This window comes from uncultured Fluviicola sp. (assembly GCF_902168135.1).
GTDB lineage: Bacteria > Bacteroidota > Bacteroidia > Flavobacteriales_D > Crocinitomicaceae > Fluviicola.
On sequence record NZ_CABHOL010000044.1, the window covers coordinates 14402 to 34229 of the forward strand.

Below are 19828 nucleotides of genomic sequence, written 5' to 3' on the forward strand. Positions count from 1 at the left end.
TCATGAAAAAGCTCATTATTAGTTGCCTTTTGTTCCTCACCGGAACAGCCGGGATTCATGCCCAGCTCACCAATTCGGGAAATATCCGAACATTTACCGGTGCGAATGTGACGATTTATGGCGATGTCACCAACAACGGGACTATCGCTGATTCGGGCACACTCGTAACCCTTGCGGGATCCAGCTTACAAACTTTCGGAGGAAGCAGTGTTACTACTTTGAAGAACCTGCTTCTTAACAATACCAGCGCATCCGGGGTAACACTTGCCCAGGCCCTGAATGTAAGAGGAACTTTGACTTTTACAGACGGGTACCTCAATACTACTGCTGTCAATCTATTAACAATGACCAGCACATCGGCTGCCAGCGGGGCAAGTAATAACAGCTTCGTATCCGGTCCGGTTGCTAAGCTTGGAAATACGGCATTTGTATTCCCAACCGGAAAGAACGTGGTCTATGCCCCCATTGCCATTGGGGCTCCCGGGGTCGTAACAGACCAATTCACTGCCGAATATTTCCAGGTGTCACCAACTCCAACATACCCAACATCGAGTTTTGAACCGGCTTTGAACCATATTTCCGAATGTGAGTACTGGATGCTCGACCGGACCACGGGATCTTCCGATGTGGCAGTAACACTCAGCTGGGATACAAGAAGCTGCGGTGTTACCAACCTTTCAGATCTTCGCGTAGCTCGCTGGGACGGCGCTCAATGGACGGATAAAGGAAACGGTGGCACAACTGGTACAACAGCAGCAGGAACAGTAGTTTCTTCAGCTGCCGTAACAGGTTTCGGACCATTCACACTGGCTTCGTCTACCCTGACAAACCCTCTGCCGGTTGAACTAGTGACTTTCGCTGCAAACTGTGAACAGGAGAAAGCTGTCCTTCGATGGAGTACTGAAAGTGAGTATAACAACGACTATTTCAGCATTGAAAGCAGTCTCAACGCGCAGGACTGGCAAACAGCTGCCACCATTGAAGGAAGCGGGACAACCAGCGATTTAAGCAATTATTTATGGGTTGATGCATCCAATCGGGGAAGAGACATGTATTACCGCTTATCCCAAACGGATTACAACGGTACAACGACCGTGCATGAACCGGTTTACCTCTCAAGCTGTTCTGAAACGGATAGCAGGCTCAGCATTTACCCCAATCCTGCCAAAAGCGTTGTCAATATCCTGACGGATGAAAAGATCACTCAAATACGGATCCTGGATCCGGCTGGAAAGGTTGTTGCCGTTCCGATTGATTATCACTACCAGCAAATCAATTTCGGCGAGCTGCCAAACGGTGTTTATTTCATCGAGGTAACAACTCCGAAAGCCATTTTTAATGAGAAAGTGGTGATCTCCAGGGATTGAGAAGAATGAAGTCATATTGATTAATCCCCGGTCCGGATGGGTCGGGGATTTCACATGAATTACCATTTCCTTTAGGTTGTATTATCCTTCCTTCATCCATTTTATCTGCTACGTTTTATTCTTCTTTGATTAATACAAACAAAAACCTCTCAACGGATCCTATAGTACTCATGGTAACATCTTCAATCTCATATCCCTGATTTAACCAAATATCTACTTCCTGTTTCAAAGCAACCAAAAAATCAACTTCTCTTCGGTCCATCTCTTTGCTTTCCAACTTATAATCAGGTTGTACAATTTCAATAGTATACCTTGCTGTATTGGTACCTGAAATAATTACCGATGATTTCTTTTGCCCGTAGCTGCTTGCCATTCCTAAAAATGAGAGTGTCAGCACACACATCATTGCCTTTAACTTTTTCATATTCTTTGTTTTAAACTTATTTCTTCCCCGCCCTGCCTGCTTCTCCCGTTGAGCCTGCGCTGCGTTCGTTTACATTCAGTCTTTTGTTGCCAAACTTAAAGGAGCACGAAAAACGAACTGACTGGGTATCGTAGTAAAAATCATCCTTCACCACGGTTTGGTTTGTGCGGGTGGTTGTTTTAAACCGCAATATACGAAACGGATCGCTCATTGAAAGTTTCAGGGAAACGCGGTTCTTCAAGAGGTTTTGGGTCAGTGAAAACCCCGTAAACGGGTATTGAATATTTTGTGTGATGTTTTGGTACGAAGGACTCACATAGGAAACGTAAGCTTTCAAGGTCAGGCTTTCCCGTTTATCCAATACAAAACTGAAATCCAGGTTCAATATCCCCACGAAATTGTTGATATTTTGACGTTCAATGACCTGATTAACGCTGGTGTTCGAGAAACTTCCAAGAATCATTGCATCTATTGAAATTCGCTTTTTGATTAGTTTGTAATAACTAAACACAAGCGTTGCCGACCGGCTTGAATACAGATTCGCATAAGTAGTTTGCTGCAGCTGGGTCGCGTTATCAAAAATGGTGACAGTGGTTGAGCCTTTGTGATCATACCCCAAGTAAAGGTTCATAGTGAAATCCTTCACACTCGTAGTGATCGACATGGAATGATGGACAGACGGTTTCAACAGGGGATTTCCCACTCTATAGCTGAAGCTGGAGGTGTAATAGCGAAAAGGATTTAACTCATCATACCCGGGACGGTAAAAATTCCTGGAGTAGGAAAAATTCCATGAATTCCCTTTCTTGGTTTCGTACATCGCAAAAACTTTGGGAACCAGCTGGAAGTAATTATTAGCTGTTTCAAACCCGGTAGTTGGGGATTTTCCCCGATACATCGTATTCTCCCCTCTTAATCCCAATTGGAAGGACCATTTTCTGATTTTCCAATCCACACTTGCGTAACCCGCCTGAATGTGCTCCAAATAGTTAAACCCATTGCTTTTCAGTGTATCAGGCGTTTCCGGGTCGGAAAGATTATTGAATACCGAAAGGTCGTTCCTGCTGTCGGTATAGGAATAACGCACCCCAAAGTTCAGTGTGATCTTTTTGATCGGATGCACGTAATCCAATCCGCCGGATAAAAAATGGGCATTTGCCGACAACCGGTTAGTCTGAGAACTCAATGAATCCACCTGGTCCGTATTGTAATATTCGGTTTCATAATTGATCCGCTGCCGGTTGTTATAGTTGGTGTAATCGACATTAAAATCAAGCTTTTTACCGAGCGTATCCAGGCGTTTTGCAAGACTGAGGTTCAAAGAATGTTTCCCATTGTCCGATCCATCTTTCGTTTGATTATCAATCAACCCAAACAGCCCCCCCGAATTTGCTCTTTTCTCAATTTCGCTTAAACTGCTGTATATGTACCTGTTAAAACTGGTAAAACCCAGGATACCAATTTCCGTGTTTGAATTCAGTTCGTAATTCATGCCAAGCGCTCCCCTGAAATCCCGGTATTGCGACAAACTCGTACTATATTCATCCCATTGAAGGGTATCAAAATCGATGTTCTTTTCACCTTTCGGACGGGATTTGCCATTACTGAAACTTGCATTGGTATACAAGCTGAACTTCCCTTTACGATAAGCATAATTGCCCGAAGCTTCCTGCTGGGAGTAAAACTTTTGACCGATCTCTCCGCGGACACTCCCTTTGCTCAACCGGCTTTTGGAACCGACAGTCAATTTGATATTGATCAATCCCGAGCGGACAGAAGCAGCATATTTAACCGGTGGAATCGGGATTATTTCGATGTACTGGATATCTTCCGCTGGAATAGAGCGGATGAAAGAAATGAGAGAAGCACCGTCCAAAGGAATGAGCTTATCATTCATCATCACCTGGGCTGTTTTTCCATCGGCCAGCTTGATATGATCACCACTGATATAAACTCCCGGAGCAAATTCAATCACGTCCGCGGCATCTCCACCAGCCAATGCCGGGATATCAGCAGGGTTAAAAATCGTACGGTCGACCTTTCTGACAATGATGGGCTGTTTTGCAACAACCACCACGTCTTCCAACACTCCACCATCGTCTATCGTTAAATCAAACTGAGTATTTCCCTGAACCTTAACTGTGGTATCAATCGATTTAAAAGGCACTTTGATGTGCAATTGGTAGTTGCCATCTGCCAGACTGCCAAACTCAAAATGACCGGTAGAATCGGTATGAGTTGTTTGAAGACCGATAGAATCCTTCTCCAGCACCAGTTTACAATAGGTAAATGAAACACCGGATGAAGCTGAGATTTTCCCGCTCAAACGTGACTGAGCCAACAGGCAGACGGGCAGAAAAAGAAAAAGGAGGTACGCGGTTAGTACTTTCATCCAGGGACATTAAAGGAGTTTTCACTGTAGTTCCAAATGCTAATTAAAGCATTTTAGTCTAATAAAAAACAATTTGACAAATAGTTACATTTTAAACATCTGATTTGTGTTCAGAGATGCTGAAAAATTTTCAGAAAACCTGAAATTTTGTCACTGAAACTGAAAAAATATCAGCTTTATTCTGACTGGCATTTTGTTTGATTCTAACTGATTGTAAGTTATTTATAATTATTGTTTAACTAAAAAAGTTGGTTATGAATCTGGTAAAAAAGAATGGGAACAGATTTCCCTCATTTTCCCCGATGTTCGACGATTTTTTTGGACGCGAACTTTTTAACTGGGGAAACAACAATTATTCTTCAACAAGCACAACTATGCCATCGGTGAACATTCGGGAGACGGGTGAAAATTACGAAGTTGAAGTTGCGGCACCCGGCATGGACAAAAAAGATTTCAAGATTACGCTTGACGGCAACCTGCTGACGATTTCTTCCTTCAAGCAGCAAAGCAGTGAGGAAACAGAAGATCGCTATACACGCAGGGAGTTCAGTTATCAGTCCTTCCAGAGAAGTTTTCAGCTTCCAAAAGATGTGGTAGATCAGGATAAAATAAGTGCCCGTTATGAAAATGGCCTGCTGAACTTGTCTATTCCTAAAAAGGAAGAAGCCAAAAAAGCTCCCAAACTGATTGAAATTGCGTAATCTGTTGCGCAATACAAACAAAGAGGCTGTCTTAAAAAGACAGCCTCTTTGTTTGGTTAAACTTCCAACACCTCTAATATCCTCTTGTCTCCCTACTTACCTTACAGTTTTCGCACTAACGTTTGTCACTGTTTCGTCTTCACCCGCTTTGCGGCCTCTTGCCGAGGCCCAAAAAGTAGCAAAAACGCCTTTTGCACAATTACAGCTTTCAGACAACCAACCGATCCGGACCAATCCACGAAAAGGAGGGATCAGGATCCAAAATGCAATCCTGTAGCCGTTTTACAAACACTACAGGATTAACACTTTTCGGGATTGCTAACCAGATCGGCTGGTTGTCACTTCTTCAAAAAGATGTGAAGGACGGGTAATGATTGGAAGATTCTGTGCTATTCCTACAGGTCGTGTAATTGTGCATGTTCACAGCTAATCCCAATCAGCCAAAAAGGTTAAATCTTTAATTTTCAAAAAGTAATCTTCTGGTTTTTTGGAACAGTTTCAAAACCCTATGAAATAAAAAAGAAGCAATCTTTTTAATGGCCAACAATGATTTCAAATCGACATCCGCGAATGTTCACCACATCAAAAATTCAACGATAAACAGCTAAAATGTGATTAAAAATGATTCGTGCAACTCCGAAATCGGATAAGCGTCTTAAATCTGAACACACATATTCAAGACTATGAAGAAAAGAAAAATCATTGCAGCTGCAACACTCCTTATTGCCAGCTCAGGTGGACTTCATGCACAACAAGCTTTACCGGCCGCGGGGAATGAAGCCTCGGGTGCAGGAGGAACATGCAGTTACACCATCGGACAAATTGATTACACTTCCAATTCCGGACCGAGCGGAGAAGTAAACCAGGGAGTTCAGCAGCCTTATGAAATCCTTACCACAGTTGGTCTGGAAGATCACAGCATCACTTTGGAGCTTGCTGCTTTTCCAAATCCAACCAACGGAAGCATGACCATTTCAGTGAGTGATTACGCGAATCAAAAGCTTACTTACCAGCTTTTTGATACCCGTGGGAAACTCATCGAAGAAAGGGAAATCAACCAGCATGAAACGGGTGTTTCCATGCACCAATTGGCTCCGGCCGCCTATTTATTGAAAGTAACTGATAACGGTCAGTTAGTAAAAGAATTCCAAATCATTAAAAACTAAACACCATGAATAAACGCATATTAAATACCGCAATCTTATTATTACTTGCCTTCAACCTTTTTTCACAGGCACCGCAAAAAATGAGCTACCAGGCTGTCATCCGCAATGCATCCAACACACTGGTAACCAACCAGAATATCGGCATGCTTGTCAGCATTTTACAGGGAAGTCCGGGCGGAACCGTGACTTACCAGGAAACACAAACCCCTACTTCAAATATCAATGGCTTAGTGAGCATTGAGATTGGGGCCGGAACGGTTGTTTCAGGTACTTTTTCGGGAATCGACTGGTCAGCAGGACCTTACTTTGTGAAAACCGAAACAGATCCTGCAGGCGGAACAAATTATACGATTACAGGAACTACCCAGTTATTAAGCGTTCCTTACGCACTGCACGCAAACAGTGCCAACGAAAACGATCCGGTCTTCGGCGCTTCCGTTGCATCCGGAATAACAGCTATAGATACGGCAAACTGGAACAATCACACTGATTCCACAGACATTGCAGGCATGGGATATGTTGCCGGTCTGGTGAAATATGAAGTAGGAGATTTTGCACAAGGCGGTGTAGTATGCTATGTAGACGAAAGCGGACAGCACGGACTGGTAGTTGCCAAAAACGACATACCTACCGTGAGATGGTTTGCGGGTACTTACGGTAAAACGCGTGCCGACGGAAATGGTATTTATGCAGGTGCTGCGAATACAACGATTATTATTCCGGCACAAATCTCCATCGGTGATGACGGCAACCCTTATGCTGCAGCAACCTGTAATGAACTGCAGATCACTGAAGGAACTGTTACTTATTCCGACTGGTATCTTCCAACAAAGGCAGAGTTAGAGCTTATCGGTGCCAACTACACCATTATTGATGCAACTGCAACGGCGAACGGCGGAACCAACCTGCTTACATCGCCTTACTGGAGTTCCAATGAAGCAAACAACACCGATGCAAATGCGGTGGTGATTACTCCCGGGGGAACATCCATTCTCACCATCAACAAAGCAGCAACTTTTGAAATAAGAGCGGTTCGTAGATTCTAGTTCAAAGTTCGATAAACCGCTCTGAAGGCCATGGAATTCGTTTCATGGCCTTTGTTATTTTGTAAGGTTATAAAACGCATTGTATTTGGTTTCAGCATGTGCTTTTATGAAAATCAAGATTTGAATGGAGCCATCCGAAAAAAATACATGGATGAAGATTTCCGACTGAAAGAAAATAGCGCTGTGCTTTTTGCTATGGTTTTGACACAACATTTGGTGGAGCTATGTTAAGACCGGCAGATTAGCGCTTTCCTTTTTTCTTTTCTTTAAAGGGCCACCGATGTTTTAAATTGTTCATACTTTCATCAAAATCATCTGCTCCATTCTCGAAATGCATCAGGATGGAATCAAATTTCTTCAGATATTCCGGATCTGTGAACAATACTCGAACGATTCCCTGGCCATTTTTCAAGTTATCGGACAAGGATTGAAGATTTCCTGAAACAATCGCCAGACTGTCTGTCAGTGAACGGATATTGACAACTGTGCGACTAACATTATTTCTCAAAACCGTGTCCCCCAGTATCAGACCTGCAGTTCCTTTTCCTTCACGAAGATTCCGGGCCACTGCACGCAGGTCTCCCGTAAGCACCGCCGTATTTTCCCCTACATACCTAAAATGGGTGATCGCCGACTGCACATCGGCTGATACAGCAGGGTCAAGCAGTAGGTTCAGCAATGATCCGTCACTATTCAGTTTACCGGAAATAACCCGCAAGTCTGCCGATATCACGTTTAAATTTTGGTTTGTTTTATTCAGAGTCTGAAGCGTAGCATCCATTTCTACAGACCTGTATGTAAGCAATTTATCTCCTTCTTTTATTTCCGGAGCTGTACTGTGTGAAGCATTGATATTAACAATTCTATTCCCCATTAATCCATCGGTTCCAATAACTGCCACGGCATCTTTCCGGATAAACCGGCAAGCATCCCTGTCAATCGACATAATAACCATTACGGAAGAATCACTAACGATTTCGACCTCATCGACCGTTCCAACGTCTATTCCTGCATAGCGTACACTATTTCCACTTCTGAGTCCGTTAACATTATAAAATTCTGCCCTGATATGGATCGTATCTCCGAACAAACGCTGTTTGCTCCCCACGTAGTATAGTGCAGCGATAATTCCAAGCGTCCCTATTAATACAATAAGTCCTAAGCGGATATTTCTGTTGGTTTCTTTTTTCATGATTCAAAAAATTTTCTGACGGCTTCATTTTCGGACGCCTTGAGCTGCTCATAAGTACCTTCCTGATAGCATTTCCCCTCTATCAGCATTACAATTTTTTCCGCGACTTTCTTTACGCAATGCATGTCATGTGATATAATAATCGACGAGGTGTGATATTTTTTTCCAAGTTCAATCATTAGATCACTGATTTCTCCGGCAGTAATCGGATCAAGACCGGTAGTTGGTTCATCATACAGAATTATTTCCGGCTTAAGAATCAGGGTTCTGGCTAACGCGATGCGCTTGCGCATTCCACCGGAAAGTTCCGATGGCATCATGTTGATAGTGTGAGGGAGTCCCACATTGGTTAATGCTTCTTCAACAAGCCGGGCCACTTCCTCTTCCGACATTTCCCTCCGATGCCTGCGCAATGGAAACTCCAGATTTTCCCTGACAGTCATCGAATCATAAAGCGCATTGCTTTGAAAAAGGAATCCCACACGGGAGCGTATTTGGTCCAGTTCGCGAAGACCGATACCAGACATGTCCTGCTGCAATACACGGATAATTCCGGAATCGGGTTTTATCAAACCGATGATGCATTTGATCAATACCGATTTCCCGGAACCGGACCTTCCCAGGATAACTATATTCTCTCCTTTGTTTAATCTCAGGTTGAAATTGCGAAGCACGTGATTTTCCCCAAATGATTTACAGAGATTTTCCAGGTAAATAACGGTCTCCGAAGTTTCGGTCTCAGTTCCATATCCGGTTTTCAAACTCATATCAGTTGTAATAAATCAGTTATCTGAACAGCTACCAGGTCCAGCACAAATACCATCAGGGAGGAAACAACAACTGCTGCATTTGCAGACCTTCCCACACCTTCCGTACCATGTTGTGTGGTGTATCCCTTATAGCAGCTGATAATTCCAATTGCAAAACCAAAAAAGAACGTTTTGGAAATTGACGGGATAATATCTCCGAAAGAAAGGGACTCCATCACCTGAGTCCAATAAAGATCCCAGCTGATCGCACCACGCAGGTTTACACCGAGATAACCTCCGTAGAGTGAAATCGCATCCGCAAAAACAACGAGCAATGGAACCATGAATGTAACCGCTGTTACCCTGGTTACCACGAGGTACTTAAACGGATTGGTCCCGGAAACTTCCATCGCATCAATCTGTTCCGTTACTTTCATGGAGCCTAGTTCTGCACCGATGCCGGAACCGATCTTTCCTGCACAGATCAATGCCGTAATAACCGGAACAATTTCCCTAACAAGAGAAACCGAGATCATTCCTGGCAACCAGGCTTCAGCTCCGAATTTTATCAATGTGGGACGCGACTGTATCGTAATAACCAAACCTATAATAAAGCCTGTTATTGCTACCAGTCCCAGTGATTTGTAACCCAGAAAAAAACATTGACGAAGCATTTCCCTGAACTCGTATCCTTTTCTGAAAAACTCTCTGAAAAAACGGATAAAAAAACGGGCTATTTCACCTATTTCGATTACGCTATTTTTAATATTCTCCCACATCGTGACTAAACTGAAAGATTGTTCAGCCGGTTCATTTTTTCGAGTGTCATATCGCCTGAGTCAATTATCTGCCAGGACTCTTCTGTCCATTTATAAATTTCTGTCTCAAGGCCAAATGTGTTTCTTAAATAATCCTTAAGTTCTGAAGGTGTCATTTCCGGATTTATAATGAGCATTCCGTTCTGACCTCCCGACCGGCAATCACCAACGGTAAAGCTGCTATTTCGCACAATTTTTCCGGGATGTGGTCCATCTTCTGTATGAGGCTTTGCATAGAATTCGAGTTTCAAATTCCTGAATTTATTCGTGAAAAGCTCCCGGATGGCGAATACCTTCCGATGGTTATTGATTTCAATCTGAATTGCTTCCATGACAAACCGTTTAAAAGTTAATTCCACGAATGTCTTCTATTCTATTTCCGGGAACAATGACATTCGTCAATCCCTGAGTTGACTTTTCCCCTTCGGGTTCAGATTGTTTTCAATCGGTATTGATCACTACGAACAACGTCATGCATCCTATAATTCACTAATTTCACCGCATGGACACAAGTGTTTTTTCCAATAAGGAAATAATTCCCGGGGATCAGGCCCTTTCCGAGGAATTGAAAAAAACCGGCGATCTGTGGAATTCCATCCGGGATTATGTTCAGAAAAAGGCCCCTGACTCCGTGGAAGAATGGAAATATTCGGGAAAAAAATTTGGATGGAGCTTTCGGATCAATGACAAAAAAAGGGTCATTGTTTACCTGCTTCCACGGGAAGCTTATTTCAAAGCCGCATTTGTATTCGGTCAAAAAGCTACCGACGCAATCATAAACAGCACCATTTCCGACACGATCAAAAAAGAGCTCCTGTCGGCTAAAGTTTATGCAGAAGGGCGGGGAATCCGGATTGATGTCCGTGATCCCGAAGTACTGGAAGATATCAGGCGCCTGATCGAGATCAAGTTGGCTTACTAATATTCAATCACCCTGTTTGAGAAAGTAGCGGATTAAATCCGTTGCCGTTACAATTCCACTTACCTGATCACCATCCAGGACAATTACAGAACTGAACTCCCCTTTTGCAAGCAGTTCCCCTGCCTCCGCAATTGAAGTCTCTTTGCTGACCGTAACCGGATTGTGAGACATAATGTCTTCCACTTTTTTCAAAGAATAAACAGGTTCGTTATCATCAAGAGTTGCCTCTCCAATGGCGTGCATGTAATCGGCAAGGCTTACCATTCCTACCAGATGATTGTTTTCTGTAACCGGAAAATGACGGTGAAAACGCTGTCTCTCATAGAGATGTTTGATAACCAATATTTTATCCTGGGGACCAACACATTCAACCGGAGCGGTCATAATTGCTGATACGGGTAATTTTAAATCCATAGGTATTCAAATTTTAAAAAGACCGGGATATTCGCTGTCTCCCGGGGTATTCTTTTTTTACTCTTCAAAAATAGAAGTTGTTTGTATCACAAAAAGGGGACAAAAATCATTCGAAGCACTGATATTCATCAACTTTTATTTCTCTTAAATATAAGAAGTTAGCGGCATGAAAGCAAAAACATTTATCGAATTGGCAGCATTGTCTGCAAACCTGTATGCAATCTCAAGAGAGACGCATTTAATGGATAAGTTAAAAGAATTATCTGAGCAAAGCCGAGACAAGCTCAATGAATTCATGTCTGAAAAAAGGGTTGATGAAGCCGGCAATGAAATTCCTTTTACGGAAAGAATCCGGCTGAAAGCAAAAGAAGTACAGGAGGAAATGGAAGTGAAAATCGGTGAGATGGTTTCGGCATTCTACGAAAAAGTAAACATTGCCCATACCGACAAACTCATTGATCTGGAACGTAAACTGGAGGAAGTCAACAGAAATCTGGCCCTGGCCGAGGCACGGATTCATCAACTGGAGAACAAAGACCCGATGGATGGCGCTGTTTGAGAACATACGGCAACGCTACCGGTCTTTCAGAAGGTTCAACCATATCCTGCGCATTTTTGTCCGCTACGGTTACGAAGACGTTGTCTCATACCTCATTGAGACACGCCGATTTTCCTTATTGAGAAAACTGATTCCCCGTTCCACCGCCAGAAATGCACGGAAGTATACCAAGTACGAAAAGATGCGCCTGGTATGTGAAGATCTTGGACCAACGTTCATCAAGTTCGGGCAAATCCTGAGTAACCGTTCTGACCTGCTTCCCGCAGATCTGATTATCCAGCTTGAAAAATTACAGGACAATGTCCCTCCGCAATCCGGAGCAATTTCACGGCAGGTCATTGAGTCCGAATTGAAAAAACCGATGGAAGAGTTGTTTGCCTGGTATGAAACCGAGGCCTTTGCTTCGGCGTCCATGGCCCAGGTGCACAAAGCGACTTTGAAGACCGGTGAAAAGGTTGCTGTAAAAGTACAGCGCCCGGAAATCCAGGCAATCATTGTCGAAGACATCAAGATTATGTACATGCTTGCACGAATTTTTGAACGCAGGATTCCTTCTCTCAGGAGTTTCGATCCGCTTGGGCTTGTACAAAACTTCGAAGAAAGTATTTTGAAAGAACTGGACTTCATCCGGGAATCAGTTAGCATTCAGCGTTTTGCAAGAAACATACTCGACGACCCGAATGACAACACTACCCATGTTCCAAAGGTTTACAAAGAATATACTACCGGTAAGGTCCTCACCATGGAATTCATTTCCGGCGTAAAAGTGACGGACAACAAGATCCTGGAGTCGAATGGTTATGACCGAAAAGAAGTCGCTCATAAACTTGCCGTAACTTATATCAAGCAAGTTTTTCAATACGGATTCTTTCATGCCGACCCGCATCCCGGTAACATTCTTGTTCTCCCCAACGGGCATATCTGCTTTCTCGATTTTGGGATGATGGGTACTATTCTTCCGAGAGACATTGAAATACTCGGACACCTTTTTCTTGCTGTAAAATCCAAAGATGTCCGGAAAATCATCCGGACTTTAATGCGTATGTCTGACATGACAACGATTCGCGATATGCGCTCATTGGAATATGAGATCAACGAGTTTGTAGCTAATTACAGCGTTATCAGTATCCATCAAAATGAAATGAGCACTGTGCTACTCCAACTCAAGGATATTATTGTGCGCTATGACCTGAAGGTACCGGCTCATTTTTTCCTGCTCGCACGCTCCATGGTAACTATTGAAGGTCTTATCAGTAACCTGGACCCTAAAATTGATATGCTGGAGATCGCCCGACCTTATCTGCGTTCCGCTATTTCAAAAAAACTCAACCCGTTTACATTGGGGATGAAAGTACTGAATGGTCTTTATGAAATGGCCAATTACATGGAAGAATTTCCCAATGACCTGAAAAATGCCGTTCGTAAAATCAATTCCGGAAAGATCAATGTCAACCTGAACCACCAGGGAATAGATCCGTTGGTCCATACCTTTAACCGGGTCACCAAACAACTTGCCGCCTCATTGGTAATCGCCGCGTTGCTCGTTGGATCTGCTCTCTTTATTATTCATAAAGTCGGTCCGTTCTGGTTCGGGTATTCCCGTTACGGCGTGATCGGGATCATTTTCAGTTTTATCCTGGGGTACGGGATGATCAAAAACATCTTTAAAGGAGACCACGATGACTGGAGCGGATGGAAAGAAAAATAAATTGAGTCTGAAAAAGCATTTGTCCACTGAAAAATGGATATTCATTCCGATCATCGGAATCATTCTGTTTGTGATTTTGTACATCGTTGCAGCTGTCTACTATCCGGGAGGATCAGATAGGAACAGGACTGCAGAAGGATTCGACTGGGTCAACAATTACTGGTGCGATCTACTGGCCGAACCGGCCAAGAACGGAGCTCACAATCCGGGAAGGATCTTTGCCTTAACAGGAATGATTATCCTCTTTTCCACAATAGCCGTCTTCTGGTATTATTTACCACCCTTTTTTCACGAAAAGAAGCGAAATATCCTCATAATCCGTTACACCGGAACTTTGTCCATGGTTATTCTCATTTTCATTTTTACACGGTTCCACGACAGTGTAATTGGTATCGGAAGTACGATCAGTGCTGTTCCAATGGCCGCAACCCTCAGCGAACTGAGGAAGAACCATCTGAAAACATTGTATTTCCTGGGCTGGTTCTGCATTCTGCTGATCCTGGTCAATTTCTTGATCTACCTCACCGGGTGGTTCATTGTTTTTTTACCCGTACTCCAAAAAATCACGCTGTTGTCTTTTCTTGCATGGATACTCATTATAGATCTGAAATGCCTGGTGATAAGCCGGAATAAACGTGGTTTTCGGGAGTAGGAGGTTTTTCCTAAAAGACCAAAGTCCTAAGACATTGATACATCTTAGGACTTTCTAATCTCAACAGCCATATTGAGCTTCTCTTTTTGCTTTTAATCCCGGCTGAGCCGTGACGGTCTGGACGGGACTTCTCGGCTGAGCCGAGACGACCCCATGCGTGACTATTTTAATTCGTTTCTATCTGAAGTGAGCAGCCAATCTAAATACTTGTGATTTTGCCTCTTCAGCATCTTCTCGTATTTCAGTGCTTCTGATTTGTCTTGAAAATTTTTAATAAAAATCAACTCCCATGGACCTCTTTCTGAGGTGTATTTTCCCATAGGAGAATTGTGTTCTTCCATACGACGAACAATATCAGTCGTATAACCTTTATAATAAATCCCGGATGGATTGGAGATAATATAAACGTAGTAGCTTTCCATGAATAGTAATTTCTATAAAAGACAAAACCCTCAAGACATTGATACATCTTGAGGGTTTCTATTTCCTACAGCCATATAGGACTTATCTTTTAACGTAGTGTGCGGTCTGGACGGGACTCGAACCCGCGACCCCATGCGTGACAGGCATGTATTCTAACCAACTGAACTACCAAACCAATTTCTTTTCCTTTGCAGGAGTTGACAACAGTCAACTTTCGAATTGTGTAATGCTTTACGTTAAAAGCGTTGCAAAGATACGTGCAAATTTCATTTCTGCAAGGAAAAAATGAAAAAAAAGTCATTTTAATTTTAACAAACGTGCGTTTTTATTAGAAATCAGCCAATTAATCTTTTATTTTTTTCAGTGCAGATGACACATTACCGGAAGACATGACCCAAAAAAACTCCTTTACAGATAGACATCCATCTATTTTCCCAGTGAAATCAACGATATGCAGTGATTTTGTCCCCCACTCCTGTCTTACCAAATCCTTAAAAAATGGTAAAATAATATTTACCATGGTAATTATTACAAAAGTTATTGTATCTTTGCTTCATCAAATAATCCAAGAAAGGACAAAAACATGAAAACAATCTTCCACTCAGAAAACTCAAGAGGTCATGCAAACCACGGTTGGCTGAACGCCAAACATTCATTCAGCTTCGCTTCCTGGTATAACCCGGAAAGAGTTCACTTCGGTACTTTACGCGTATTAAATGACGATACCGTTTCACCGGGAATGGGATTCGGAACGCACCCTCACGACAATATGGAGATCATCACGATCCCATTGGAAGGAGCAATTGCACACAAAGACTCCATGGGAAACAGTGCAACCATTACAGCCGGAGAAATCCAGGTAATGAGCGCCGGGACCGGAGTACAACACTCGGAGTTTAACCCGAACGAGGACCAGGACCTGAAATTATTCCAGATCTGGTTATTCCCGAACAAACGCAATGTAGAACCGCGTTATGATCAGCAAAAGATTGCAGTGGACGACCATTTGAATGAGTTCGTACAAATTCTTTCACCGGACAAGGACGATGCCGGAGTTTGGATCCACCAGGATGCCTGGTTCAACATGGGGAAATTCACGGAAGACAAAACCCTGACATACGCATTGAAAAATCCGAAAAACGGGGTTTATGTGATGCAGGTTGAAGGAAGTTCCGTAATCGACGGACAGCAATTAAATCGCAGGGATGCATTAGGAATTGTAGACACTTCCTCCGTAACTTTGCATATAACCAAAGGTTCCACTGTTTTGCTGATGGAGGTACCGATGGAGGTGAAAATGTAACAACAGAAAAATGAAAAATGCGCTAGCATGGCGTTACGCCACACAGAAATACGATCCGACGAAAAAAATCAGTCATGAGGACATGCAGGAAATCCTGGAAGCGATTAACAGCGCTCCAACTTCCTACGGATTGCAACCCTTTAAATTGATCCACGTCAAGTCCCCGGACCTGCGTGCACAGTTAAGAGCTGCATCTTTCGACCAGTCGCCTCTGACGGATGCTTCAGACGTCGTTGTATTCACTGTGAACCGTAATATTGAAGACCAACAGGTTGATTCTTACATGCAGCGCATTGTTGAAATTCGTGAAGTTGAACGCGAAAAACTGAACCGGTTCCAACAGAATATTGTTGGGGTGCTATCCAATCTGAGCCCGGAAGAACTCATTGCATGGAATACCAAGCAAGCGTACATCGGATTGGGATTCGGTTTGGTAATGGCCGCTCATCTGGGAATTGACAGCACTCCGATGGAAGGTTTCCAAAAAGAGAAGTACGACGAGATCTTAGGTTTGACAGATGATCATTCGGTTCTCGTTCTGACTTTCGGATACCGTTCGGATGAAGATCATACACAACACCACAAAAAAGTCCGTAAGACTTTGGAACAATTAGTAACGATTAAATAGACATCAGGACTTTAGGATTTTAAGACTTCAAGACGGTAAAATCAACTTTGAACCTTTTGAACCTTTTGAACCTTTTGAACCTTTTGAACCTTTTTCAAACAGTAAATAAAAAATAAACAATTTAAAATTCAATCAAAATGAGTACAACTAAATGGACAATTGACCCTTCTCACAGTGAAGTAGGATTTAGCGTAAAACACATGATGTTTACAAAAGTAACCGGAACATTTGATGCAGTAAATGCTACTGTAGAAGCTGAAGACGGTTTTAAGAACGTGGTTATTGATGCAACCATTGATACAGCTTCCGTAAATACACGCAACGAACAACGGGACGGACACTTAAAAAGCGGAGACTTTTTCGATGTAGAGAATCACCCTCAAATTACCTTCAAAGCGGAACTTCCCGAATTGAAATCAGGTAAGATCGAAGGCGAATTCCAGTTACACGGAATCACAAAACGTATACCATTGGATATCGAATTCCACGGAGAAGGAAAAGATCCATGGGGGAATGAAAAAGCAGCTTTCAGCTTTGAATCTTCCATCAACCGTAAAGATTTCGGTTTAACCTGGAACTCTGCCCTTGAAACAGGTGGTGTATTGGTTGGAGAAGATGTGAAATTGCGTGGTGAGATTCAACTTGTAAAGCAATAAATTTTAGTACAAGGTTTTAGTATAAGGACAGGCTTTCGGCCTGTCTTTTTTTATTCATTTAAACTTAGATTTTAATCATTCGAATATACATTTTACACATCCAGGGGGCAATCTGTATTTTTTTTAACCAACTAAACATTAAATTTATCGTTAATAGAATGTTAACTAATTAACGACTACTTTTTATGAAAACCCTGCTACGACTGGTAATCATCCTACTACCCTTAAATCCGTGCTTTGCACAACCGGCAAATGATAATCCTTGTTCAGCGACATCACTGACAGTAGGGACATCCTGTTCTTATTCCACTTACACTAATGCAGCCGCAACTGCCTCAGCGGGAGTTCCCGCACCGGGTTGTGCAAGCTACAGCGGCGGCGATGTTTGGTTTACAGCAGTAGTACCTGCAAGCGGAGTTTTAACGGTAGACATGAATACAGGAGTTATCTTAGACTCAGGACTGGCGTTTTATACCGGGACCTGCGGATCATTGACCTTACTGGAATGTGACGACGATGATTCTCCCAACGGAGCTATGTCCATGATTTCGCGTTCAGGATTAACACCAGGGGCAACTATTTTTATCCGTGTGTGGGAATACGGGAATAATGGCAACGGAACATTCTCCATTTGCGCAAGCTCTCCCCCGCCAACAACCAATGATGAACCTTGTACAGCCATTGCTCTTCCGGTAAACACTTCTTGTTCCTACACAGCTGCATCCAATTACGGGTCTACCAATTCGGTTGGACCACCTGCACCTGGTTGTGCTTCTTATTCAGGCGAAGACGTTTGGTTTACTGCAGTGGTTCCGGCAACAGGAGCCATTATGGTCAACACAAACTCCGGCACCATGACAGACAGCGGTATGGCCTTCTACACAGGAACTTGCGGATCACTAACACTTGTCGAATGTGATGATGACGATTCTCCAAACGGCTCGATGTCCATGATTTACCGTGGTGGACTTACCCCCGGGAGCACCATTTATATTCGTGTATGGGATTTAGGCGGAGGCTCCGGAACGTTCTCCATTTGTGCAGTTGAATCTGCGCCGCCCAACTCATGCGGGAGTGCTGCAACAAATGATAATTGCCCTTCTCCTGCAACTTTAACGGAAGGACCCGGAACATTCAGCGCATCAACGGATGTTACTTTTACGGCTGATCAACCGGGTAACGTAACCAGTGTATTCTGCGGTTCCATCGAAAACAATTCCTGGTACCAGTTTGTGGCTTCAAGTACCTCTCACACATTTCCAATTTCATCCGTTACCGGATGTGTGAACAATTACGGAATCCAGGCACATGTTTACAGCATTACGTATGATGCATCCGGGTGCTGTACAGGCTTCACTTCCATGTCAAACTGTTATAACCCTGGAAATACTACCCTGGGAACGGTAACAGCTACCGGCCTTACCATTGGGAATACTTATATGCTGATGATAGATGGAAATGCCGGAGACGGTTGTGAATTTACGATTTCCGGATGGACAGGAACAGGTATCTTACCGGTATCGCTTTCTGAATTTAACGGGAACGCAACAAGCTTAGGAAACATTCTTAGCTGGCGAACAGAAAGCGAGTACAAAAACGATTATTTTGAAGTCATGTATTCCCGTGATGCCGAGCATTTCGTGACAATCGGAACTGTTCAGGGAGCCGGAACAACATCTGATCCTAACGAATATCAATTCATCCACCAGGGTGTCCCATCCGGAACCAGCTTTTATAAATTGCAGCAAGTAGACCTAAACGGGGATAGAACCGATTCGAAAATCATTTCTGTGAATTCCAAAGAAGATATAGACGGTTTGTTCAGAGCATATCCGAATCCGATGAAGGACCAATTGGTTATTCAGCTTCAAAGTTCCAGAAAGGAAACCATGGAAATTCAAATTATGGACCAGAAAGGCGTTCCGGTATTACAGGAAAAAATCGATGTAAACGAAGGAAATACGAACCTTTTCAGAGATATTTCTTCTTTGAGTGAAGGGGTTTACACCCTGGTTGTAACAAGCACTAATTCTTCTCAAAAACAACGTATCATTAAAATTGACTAACTATGAAAAAAACAATCTTCTTATTTGCGATCTGTTTTTTCTCAAATGGTGTTTTTTCTCAGACATCCGTATTTGAATTAAATCAAGAAAAAGCGCGTTATAATCAGTCTAAAAATATTTCAAAGATCGTTTCCAACACCTTTGTATCCCAGACTCCCATTACCGGTTCGGATTTCACACAAATCAGTGCTCTGATGAGAGAAAAAGACGGCTATGTTTCATGCACACTGAGCACTCAGAATAAACTAATCGTTGAACATGAAAGCTGGGTGGAAACAAAAGACATCGAAGATGTCATCGGACAATTTGTTACTGTTGAACTTTTCAAGCTTCCGGCAGAACATTCGATAAAATAAGATAACCCTATTAAAAAGCTCCGTTTGTCATTTGATAAACGGGGCTTTTTTGTTTTAAGAACTTCCTATCTTAAAACTTTACCCATCCGGATAGACTTTTGCCGATAACAGCAGTAGTCCGGGGGGATATCCATCACACAGAGGAAAGTAACCTTTAAAGAAGATAATCATGCTCAGGACGGGCTTTAGCATGTGACTTTAGTCCTGCAATTCAATAACAGAATATACTTGACTCCGATAGAATGATCCTCCGTATCATTTGAATCATCATCGTAACTACGTGCAA

22 protein-coding genes and 1 tRNA gene are annotated in these 19828 nt (G+C 42.9%); 14 read left to right on the forward strand and 9 right to left on the reverse strand.

All coding sequences use genetic code 11. The features are described 5' to 3' along the window. The first annotated feature begins 2 nt into the window (after positions 1-2). Entirely contained in the window at positions 3-1367 is a 1365-nt protein-coding gene (locus tag QZT69_RS14900) for a T9SS type A sorting domain-containing protein (RefSeq protein WP_294676575.1), read from the forward strand. Positions 1368-1482: 115 nt separating this feature from the next. Here the strand turns inward: QZT69_RS14900 and QZT69_RS14905 are convergent, their stop codons facing one another. Together QZT69_RS14905 and QZT69_RS14910 are read right to left on the reverse strand one after the other, a co-directional pair. Further along, the gene (locus tag QZT69_RS14905) at positions 1483-1791 is read right to left on the reverse strand and encodes a hypothetical protein (protein WP_294676582.1); all 309 of its coding nucleotides are present in this window, start codon (positions 1789-1791) and stop codon (positions 1483-1485) included. 16 nt (positions 1792-1807) lie between these two features. Further along, complete coding sequence (locus QZT69_RS14910) at positions 1808-4183, reverse strand: outer membrane beta-barrel protein (protein ID WP_294676588.1); 2376 nt, start codon at positions 4181-4183, stop codon at positions 1808-1810. Positions 4184-4437: 254 nt separating this feature from the next. Between QZT69_RS14910 and QZT69_RS14915 the strand changes: the two genes are divergently transcribed. From QZT69_RS14915 to QZT69_RS14930, 4 genes are all read left to right on the forward strand, one after another. Then, entirely contained in the window at positions 4438-4884 is a 447-nt protein-coding gene (locus QZT69_RS14915; protein WP_294676595.1) for an Hsp20/alpha crystallin family protein, read from the forward strand. Positions 4885-5075: 191 nt separating this feature from the next. Beyond that, positions 5076-5255 carry a hypothetical protein gene (locus QZT69_RS14920; protein ID WP_294676602.1) on the forward strand — a complete coding sequence of 60 codons (180 nt, stop codon included), beginning with the start codon at positions 5076-5078 and terminating at the stop codon, positions 5253-5255. Positions 5256-5567: 312 nt separating this feature from the next. Then, complete coding sequence (locus QZT69_RS14925) at positions 5568-6050, forward strand: T9SS type A sorting domain-containing protein (RefSeq protein ID WP_294676607.1); 483 nt, start codon at positions 5568-5570, stop codon at positions 6048-6050. A 5-nt stretch (positions 6051-6055) separates the two neighbouring features. Continuing rightward, entirely contained in the window at positions 6056-7096 is a 1041-nt protein-coding gene (locus QZT69_RS14930) for a hypothetical protein (RefSeq protein ID WP_294676611.1), read from the forward strand. A gap of 241 nt (positions 7097-7337) precedes the next feature. Here QZT69_RS14930 and QZT69_RS14935 read toward each other — a convergent pair whose 3' ends face one another. Genes QZT69_RS14935 through QZT69_RS14950 form a run of 4 tightly spaced genes read right to left on the reverse strand, consistent with a single transcriptional unit; the run spans position 7338 to position 10187 of the window. Continuing rightward, the gene (locus QZT69_RS14935; protein ID WP_294676623.1) at positions 7338-8288 is read right to left on the reverse strand and encodes an MlaD family protein; all 951 of its coding nucleotides are present in this window, start codon (positions 8286-8288) and stop codon (positions 7338-7340) included. Beyond that, positions 8285-9055 carry an ABC transporter ATP-binding protein gene (locus tag QZT69_RS14940; protein WP_294676631.1) on the reverse strand — a complete coding sequence of 257 codons (771 nt, stop codon included), beginning with the start codon at positions 9053-9055 and terminating at the stop codon, positions 8285-8287. The genes QZT69_RS14935 and QZT69_RS14940 overlap by 4 nt, the downstream gene beginning before the upstream one ends. Then, positions 9052-9816: an ABC transporter permease gene (locus tag QZT69_RS14945; protein ID WP_294676636.1), complete on the reverse strand. Its 765-nt coding sequence runs from the start codon at positions 9814-9816 to the stop codon at positions 9052-9054. Before QZT69_RS14945 ends, QZT69_RS14940 begins: the two co-directional genes overlap by 4 nt. Positions 9817-9821: 5 nt before the next feature. Continuing rightward, positions 9822-10187 carry a hypothetical protein gene (locus QZT69_RS14950; RefSeq protein WP_294676638.1) on the reverse strand — a complete coding sequence of 122 codons (366 nt, stop codon included), beginning with the start codon at positions 10185-10187 and terminating at the stop codon, positions 9822-9824. A 170-nt stretch (positions 10188-10357) separates the two neighbouring features. Between QZT69_RS14950 and QZT69_RS14955 the strand changes: the two genes are divergently transcribed. Further along, positions 10358-10777, forward strand: a complete 420-nt coding sequence (locus QZT69_RS14955) for a DUF3788 domain-containing protein (protein WP_294676642.1) — start codon at positions 10358-10360, stop codon at positions 10775-10777. Between the two features lie 3 nt (positions 10778-10780). Here QZT69_RS14955 and QZT69_RS14960 read toward each other — a convergent pair whose 3' ends face one another. Further along, a complete protein-coding gene (locus QZT69_RS14960) occupies positions 10781-11191 on the reverse strand; it encodes an HPP family protein (RefSeq protein WP_294676650.1) in 411 nt (136 codons plus the stop codon). Between the two features lie 166 nt (positions 11192-11357). Between QZT69_RS14960 and QZT69_RS14965 the strand changes: the two genes are divergently transcribed. From QZT69_RS14965 to QZT69_RS14975, 3 genes are read left to right on the forward strand one after another with little or no spacing between them, the layout of a single operon-like run. Further along, positions 11358-11750 carry a hypothetical protein gene (locus QZT69_RS14965; RefSeq protein ID WP_294676654.1) on the forward strand — a complete coding sequence of 131 codons (393 nt, stop codon included), beginning with the start codon at positions 11358-11360 and terminating at the stop codon, positions 11748-11750. Then, positions 11737-13458 carry an AarF/UbiB family protein gene (locus QZT69_RS14970; RefSeq protein WP_294676657.1) on the forward strand — a complete coding sequence of 574 codons (1722 nt, stop codon included), beginning with the start codon at positions 11737-11739 and terminating at the stop codon, positions 13456-13458. Before QZT69_RS14965 ends, QZT69_RS14970 begins: the two co-directional genes overlap by 14 nt. After that, complete coding sequence (locus QZT69_RS14975) at positions 13430-14110, forward strand: hypothetical protein (RefSeq protein WP_294676660.1); 681 nt, start codon at positions 13430-13432, stop codon at positions 14108-14110. Before QZT69_RS14970 ends, QZT69_RS14975 begins: the two co-directional genes overlap by 29 nt. A 161-nt stretch (positions 14111-14271) precedes the next feature. Here the strand turns inward: QZT69_RS14975 and QZT69_RS14980 are convergent, their stop codons facing one another. Together QZT69_RS14980 and QZT69_RS14985 are read right to left on the reverse strand one after the other, a co-directional pair. Beyond that, a complete protein-coding gene (locus QZT69_RS14980) occupies positions 14272-14532 on the reverse strand; it encodes a GIY-YIG nuclease family protein (RefSeq protein WP_294676667.1) in 261 nt (86 codons plus the stop codon). A gap of 102 nt (positions 14533-14634) precedes the next feature. Beyond that, a tRNA-Asp gene (locus tag QZT69_RS14985) sits at positions 14635-14708 on the reverse strand. 408 nt (positions 14709-15116) lie between these two features. On the opposite strand from QZT69_RS14985, the gene QZT69_RS14990 reads away from it, so the two are divergent. The 5 genes from QZT69_RS14990 (at position 15117) to QZT69_RS15010 (ending at position 19542) form a co-directional block, all read left to right on the forward strand. Further along, entirely contained in the window at positions 15117-15836 is a 720-nt protein-coding gene (locus tag QZT69_RS14990) for a pirin family protein (RefSeq protein ID WP_294676671.1), read from the forward strand. Between the two features lie 10 nt (positions 15837-15846). After that, positions 15847-16464 (forward strand): NAD(P)H-dependent oxidoreductase, encoded by a 618-nt coding sequence (locus tag QZT69_RS14995; RefSeq protein ID WP_294676675.1) that lies wholly within the window; start codon positions 15847-15849, stop codon positions 16462-16464. A 137-nt stretch (positions 16465-16601) separates the two neighbouring features. Next, positions 16602-17120 (forward strand): YceI family protein, encoded by a 519-nt coding sequence (locus tag QZT69_RS15000; protein ID WP_294676686.1) that lies wholly within the window; start codon positions 16602-16604, stop codon positions 17118-17120. A gap of 185 nt (positions 17121-17305) precedes the next feature. Next, positions 17306-19186 carry a T9SS type A sorting domain-containing protein gene (locus QZT69_RS15005; RefSeq protein ID WP_294676689.1) on the forward strand — a complete coding sequence of 627 codons (1881 nt, stop codon included), beginning with the start codon at positions 17306-17308 and terminating at the stop codon, positions 19184-19186. A gap of 2 nt (positions 19187-19188) precedes the next feature. Beyond that, positions 19189-19542 carry a hypothetical protein gene (locus tag QZT69_RS15010; protein WP_294676694.1) on the forward strand — a complete coding sequence of 118 codons (354 nt, stop codon included), beginning with the start codon at positions 19189-19191 and terminating at the stop codon, positions 19540-19542. Positions 19543-19828 lie beyond the last annotated feature (286 nt).

What these genes read in the sequence shown, in the direction of transcription:
- QZT69_RS14955 (WP_294676642.1), top strand. Translation starts at nt 10,358, where the DNA reads ATGGACACAAGTGTTTTTTCCAATAAGGAAATAATTCCCGGGGATCAG.
- QZT69_RS14905 (WP_294676582.1), bottom strand. Translation starts at nt 1,791, where the DNA reads ATGAAAAAGTTAAAGGCAATGATGTGTGTGCTGACACTCTCATTTTTA.
- QZT69_RS14910 (WP_294676588.1), bottom strand. Translation starts at nt 4,183, where the DNA reads ATGAAAGTACTAACCGCGTACCTCCTTTTTCTTTTTCTGCCCGTCTGC.
- QZT69_RS14930 (WP_294676611.1), top strand. Translation starts at nt 6,056, where the DNA reads ATGAATAAACGCATATTAAATACCGCAATCTTATTATTACTTGCCTTC.
- QZT69_RS14925 (WP_294676607.1), top strand. Translation starts at nt 5,568, where the DNA reads ATGAAGAAAAGAAAAATCATTGCAGCTGCAACACTCCTTATTGCCAGC.
- QZT69_RS14970 (WP_294676657.1), top strand. Translation starts at nt 11,737, where the DNA reads ATGGCGCTGTTTGAGAACATACGGCAACGCTACCGGTCTTTCAGAAGG.
- QZT69_RS14975 (WP_294676660.1), top strand. Translation starts at nt 13,430, where the DNA reads ATGACTGGAGCGGATGGAAAGAAAAATAAATTGAGTCTGAAAAAGCAT.
- QZT69_RS14915 (WP_294676595.1), top strand. Translation starts at nt 4,438, where the DNA reads ATGAATCTGGTAAAAAAGAATGGGAACAGATTTCCCTCATTTTCCCCG.
- QZT69_RS14960 (WP_294676650.1), bottom strand. Translation starts at nt 11,191, where the DNA reads ATGGATTTAAAATTACCCGTATCAGCAATTATGACCGCTCCGGTTGAA.
- QZT69_RS14940 (WP_294676631.1), bottom strand. Translation starts at nt 9,055, where the DNA reads ATGAGTTTGAAAACCGGATATGGAACTGAGACCGAAACTTCGGAGACC.
- QZT69_RS14900 (WP_294676575.1), top strand. Translation starts at nt 3, where the DNA reads ATGAAAAAGCTCATTATTAGTTGCCTTTTGTTCCTCACCGGAACAGCC.
- QZT69_RS14995 (WP_294676675.1), top strand. Translation starts at nt 15,847, where the DNA reads ATGAAAAATGCGCTAGCATGGCGTTACGCCACACAGAAATACGATCCG.
- QZT69_RS15005 (WP_294676689.1), top strand. Translation starts at nt 17,306, where the DNA reads ATGAAAACCCTGCTACGACTGGTAATCATCCTACTACCCTTAAATCCG.
- QZT69_RS14935 (WP_294676623.1), bottom strand. Translation starts at nt 8,288, where the DNA reads ATGAAAAAAGAAACCAACAGAAATATCCGCTTAGGACTTATTGTATTA.
- QZT69_RS14965 (WP_294676654.1), top strand. Translation starts at nt 11,358, where the DNA reads ATGAAAGCAAAAACATTTATCGAATTGGCAGCATTGTCTGCAAACCTG.
- QZT69_RS14945 (WP_294676636.1), bottom strand. Translation starts at nt 9,816, where the DNA reads ATGTGGGAGAATATTAAAAATAGCGTAATCGAAATAGGTGAAATAGCC.
- QZT69_RS14980 (WP_294676667.1), bottom strand. Translation starts at nt 14,532, where the DNA reads ATGGAAAGCTACTACGTTTATATTATCTCCAATCCATCCGGGATTTAT.
- QZT69_RS14990 (WP_294676671.1), top strand. Translation starts at nt 15,117, where the DNA reads ATGAAAACAATCTTCCACTCAGAAAACTCAAGAGGTCATGCAAACCAC.
- QZT69_RS15000 (WP_294676686.1), top strand. Translation starts at nt 16,602, where the DNA reads ATGAGTACAACTAAATGGACAATTGACCCTTCTCACAGTGAAGTAGGA.
- QZT69_RS15010 (WP_294676694.1), top strand. Translation starts at nt 19,189, where the DNA reads ATGAAAAAAACAATCTTCTTATTTGCGATCTGTTTTTTCTCAAATGGT.
- QZT69_RS14950 (WP_294676638.1), bottom strand. Translation starts at nt 10,187, where the DNA reads ATGGAAGCAATTCAGATTGAAATCAATAACCATCGGAAGGTATTCGCC.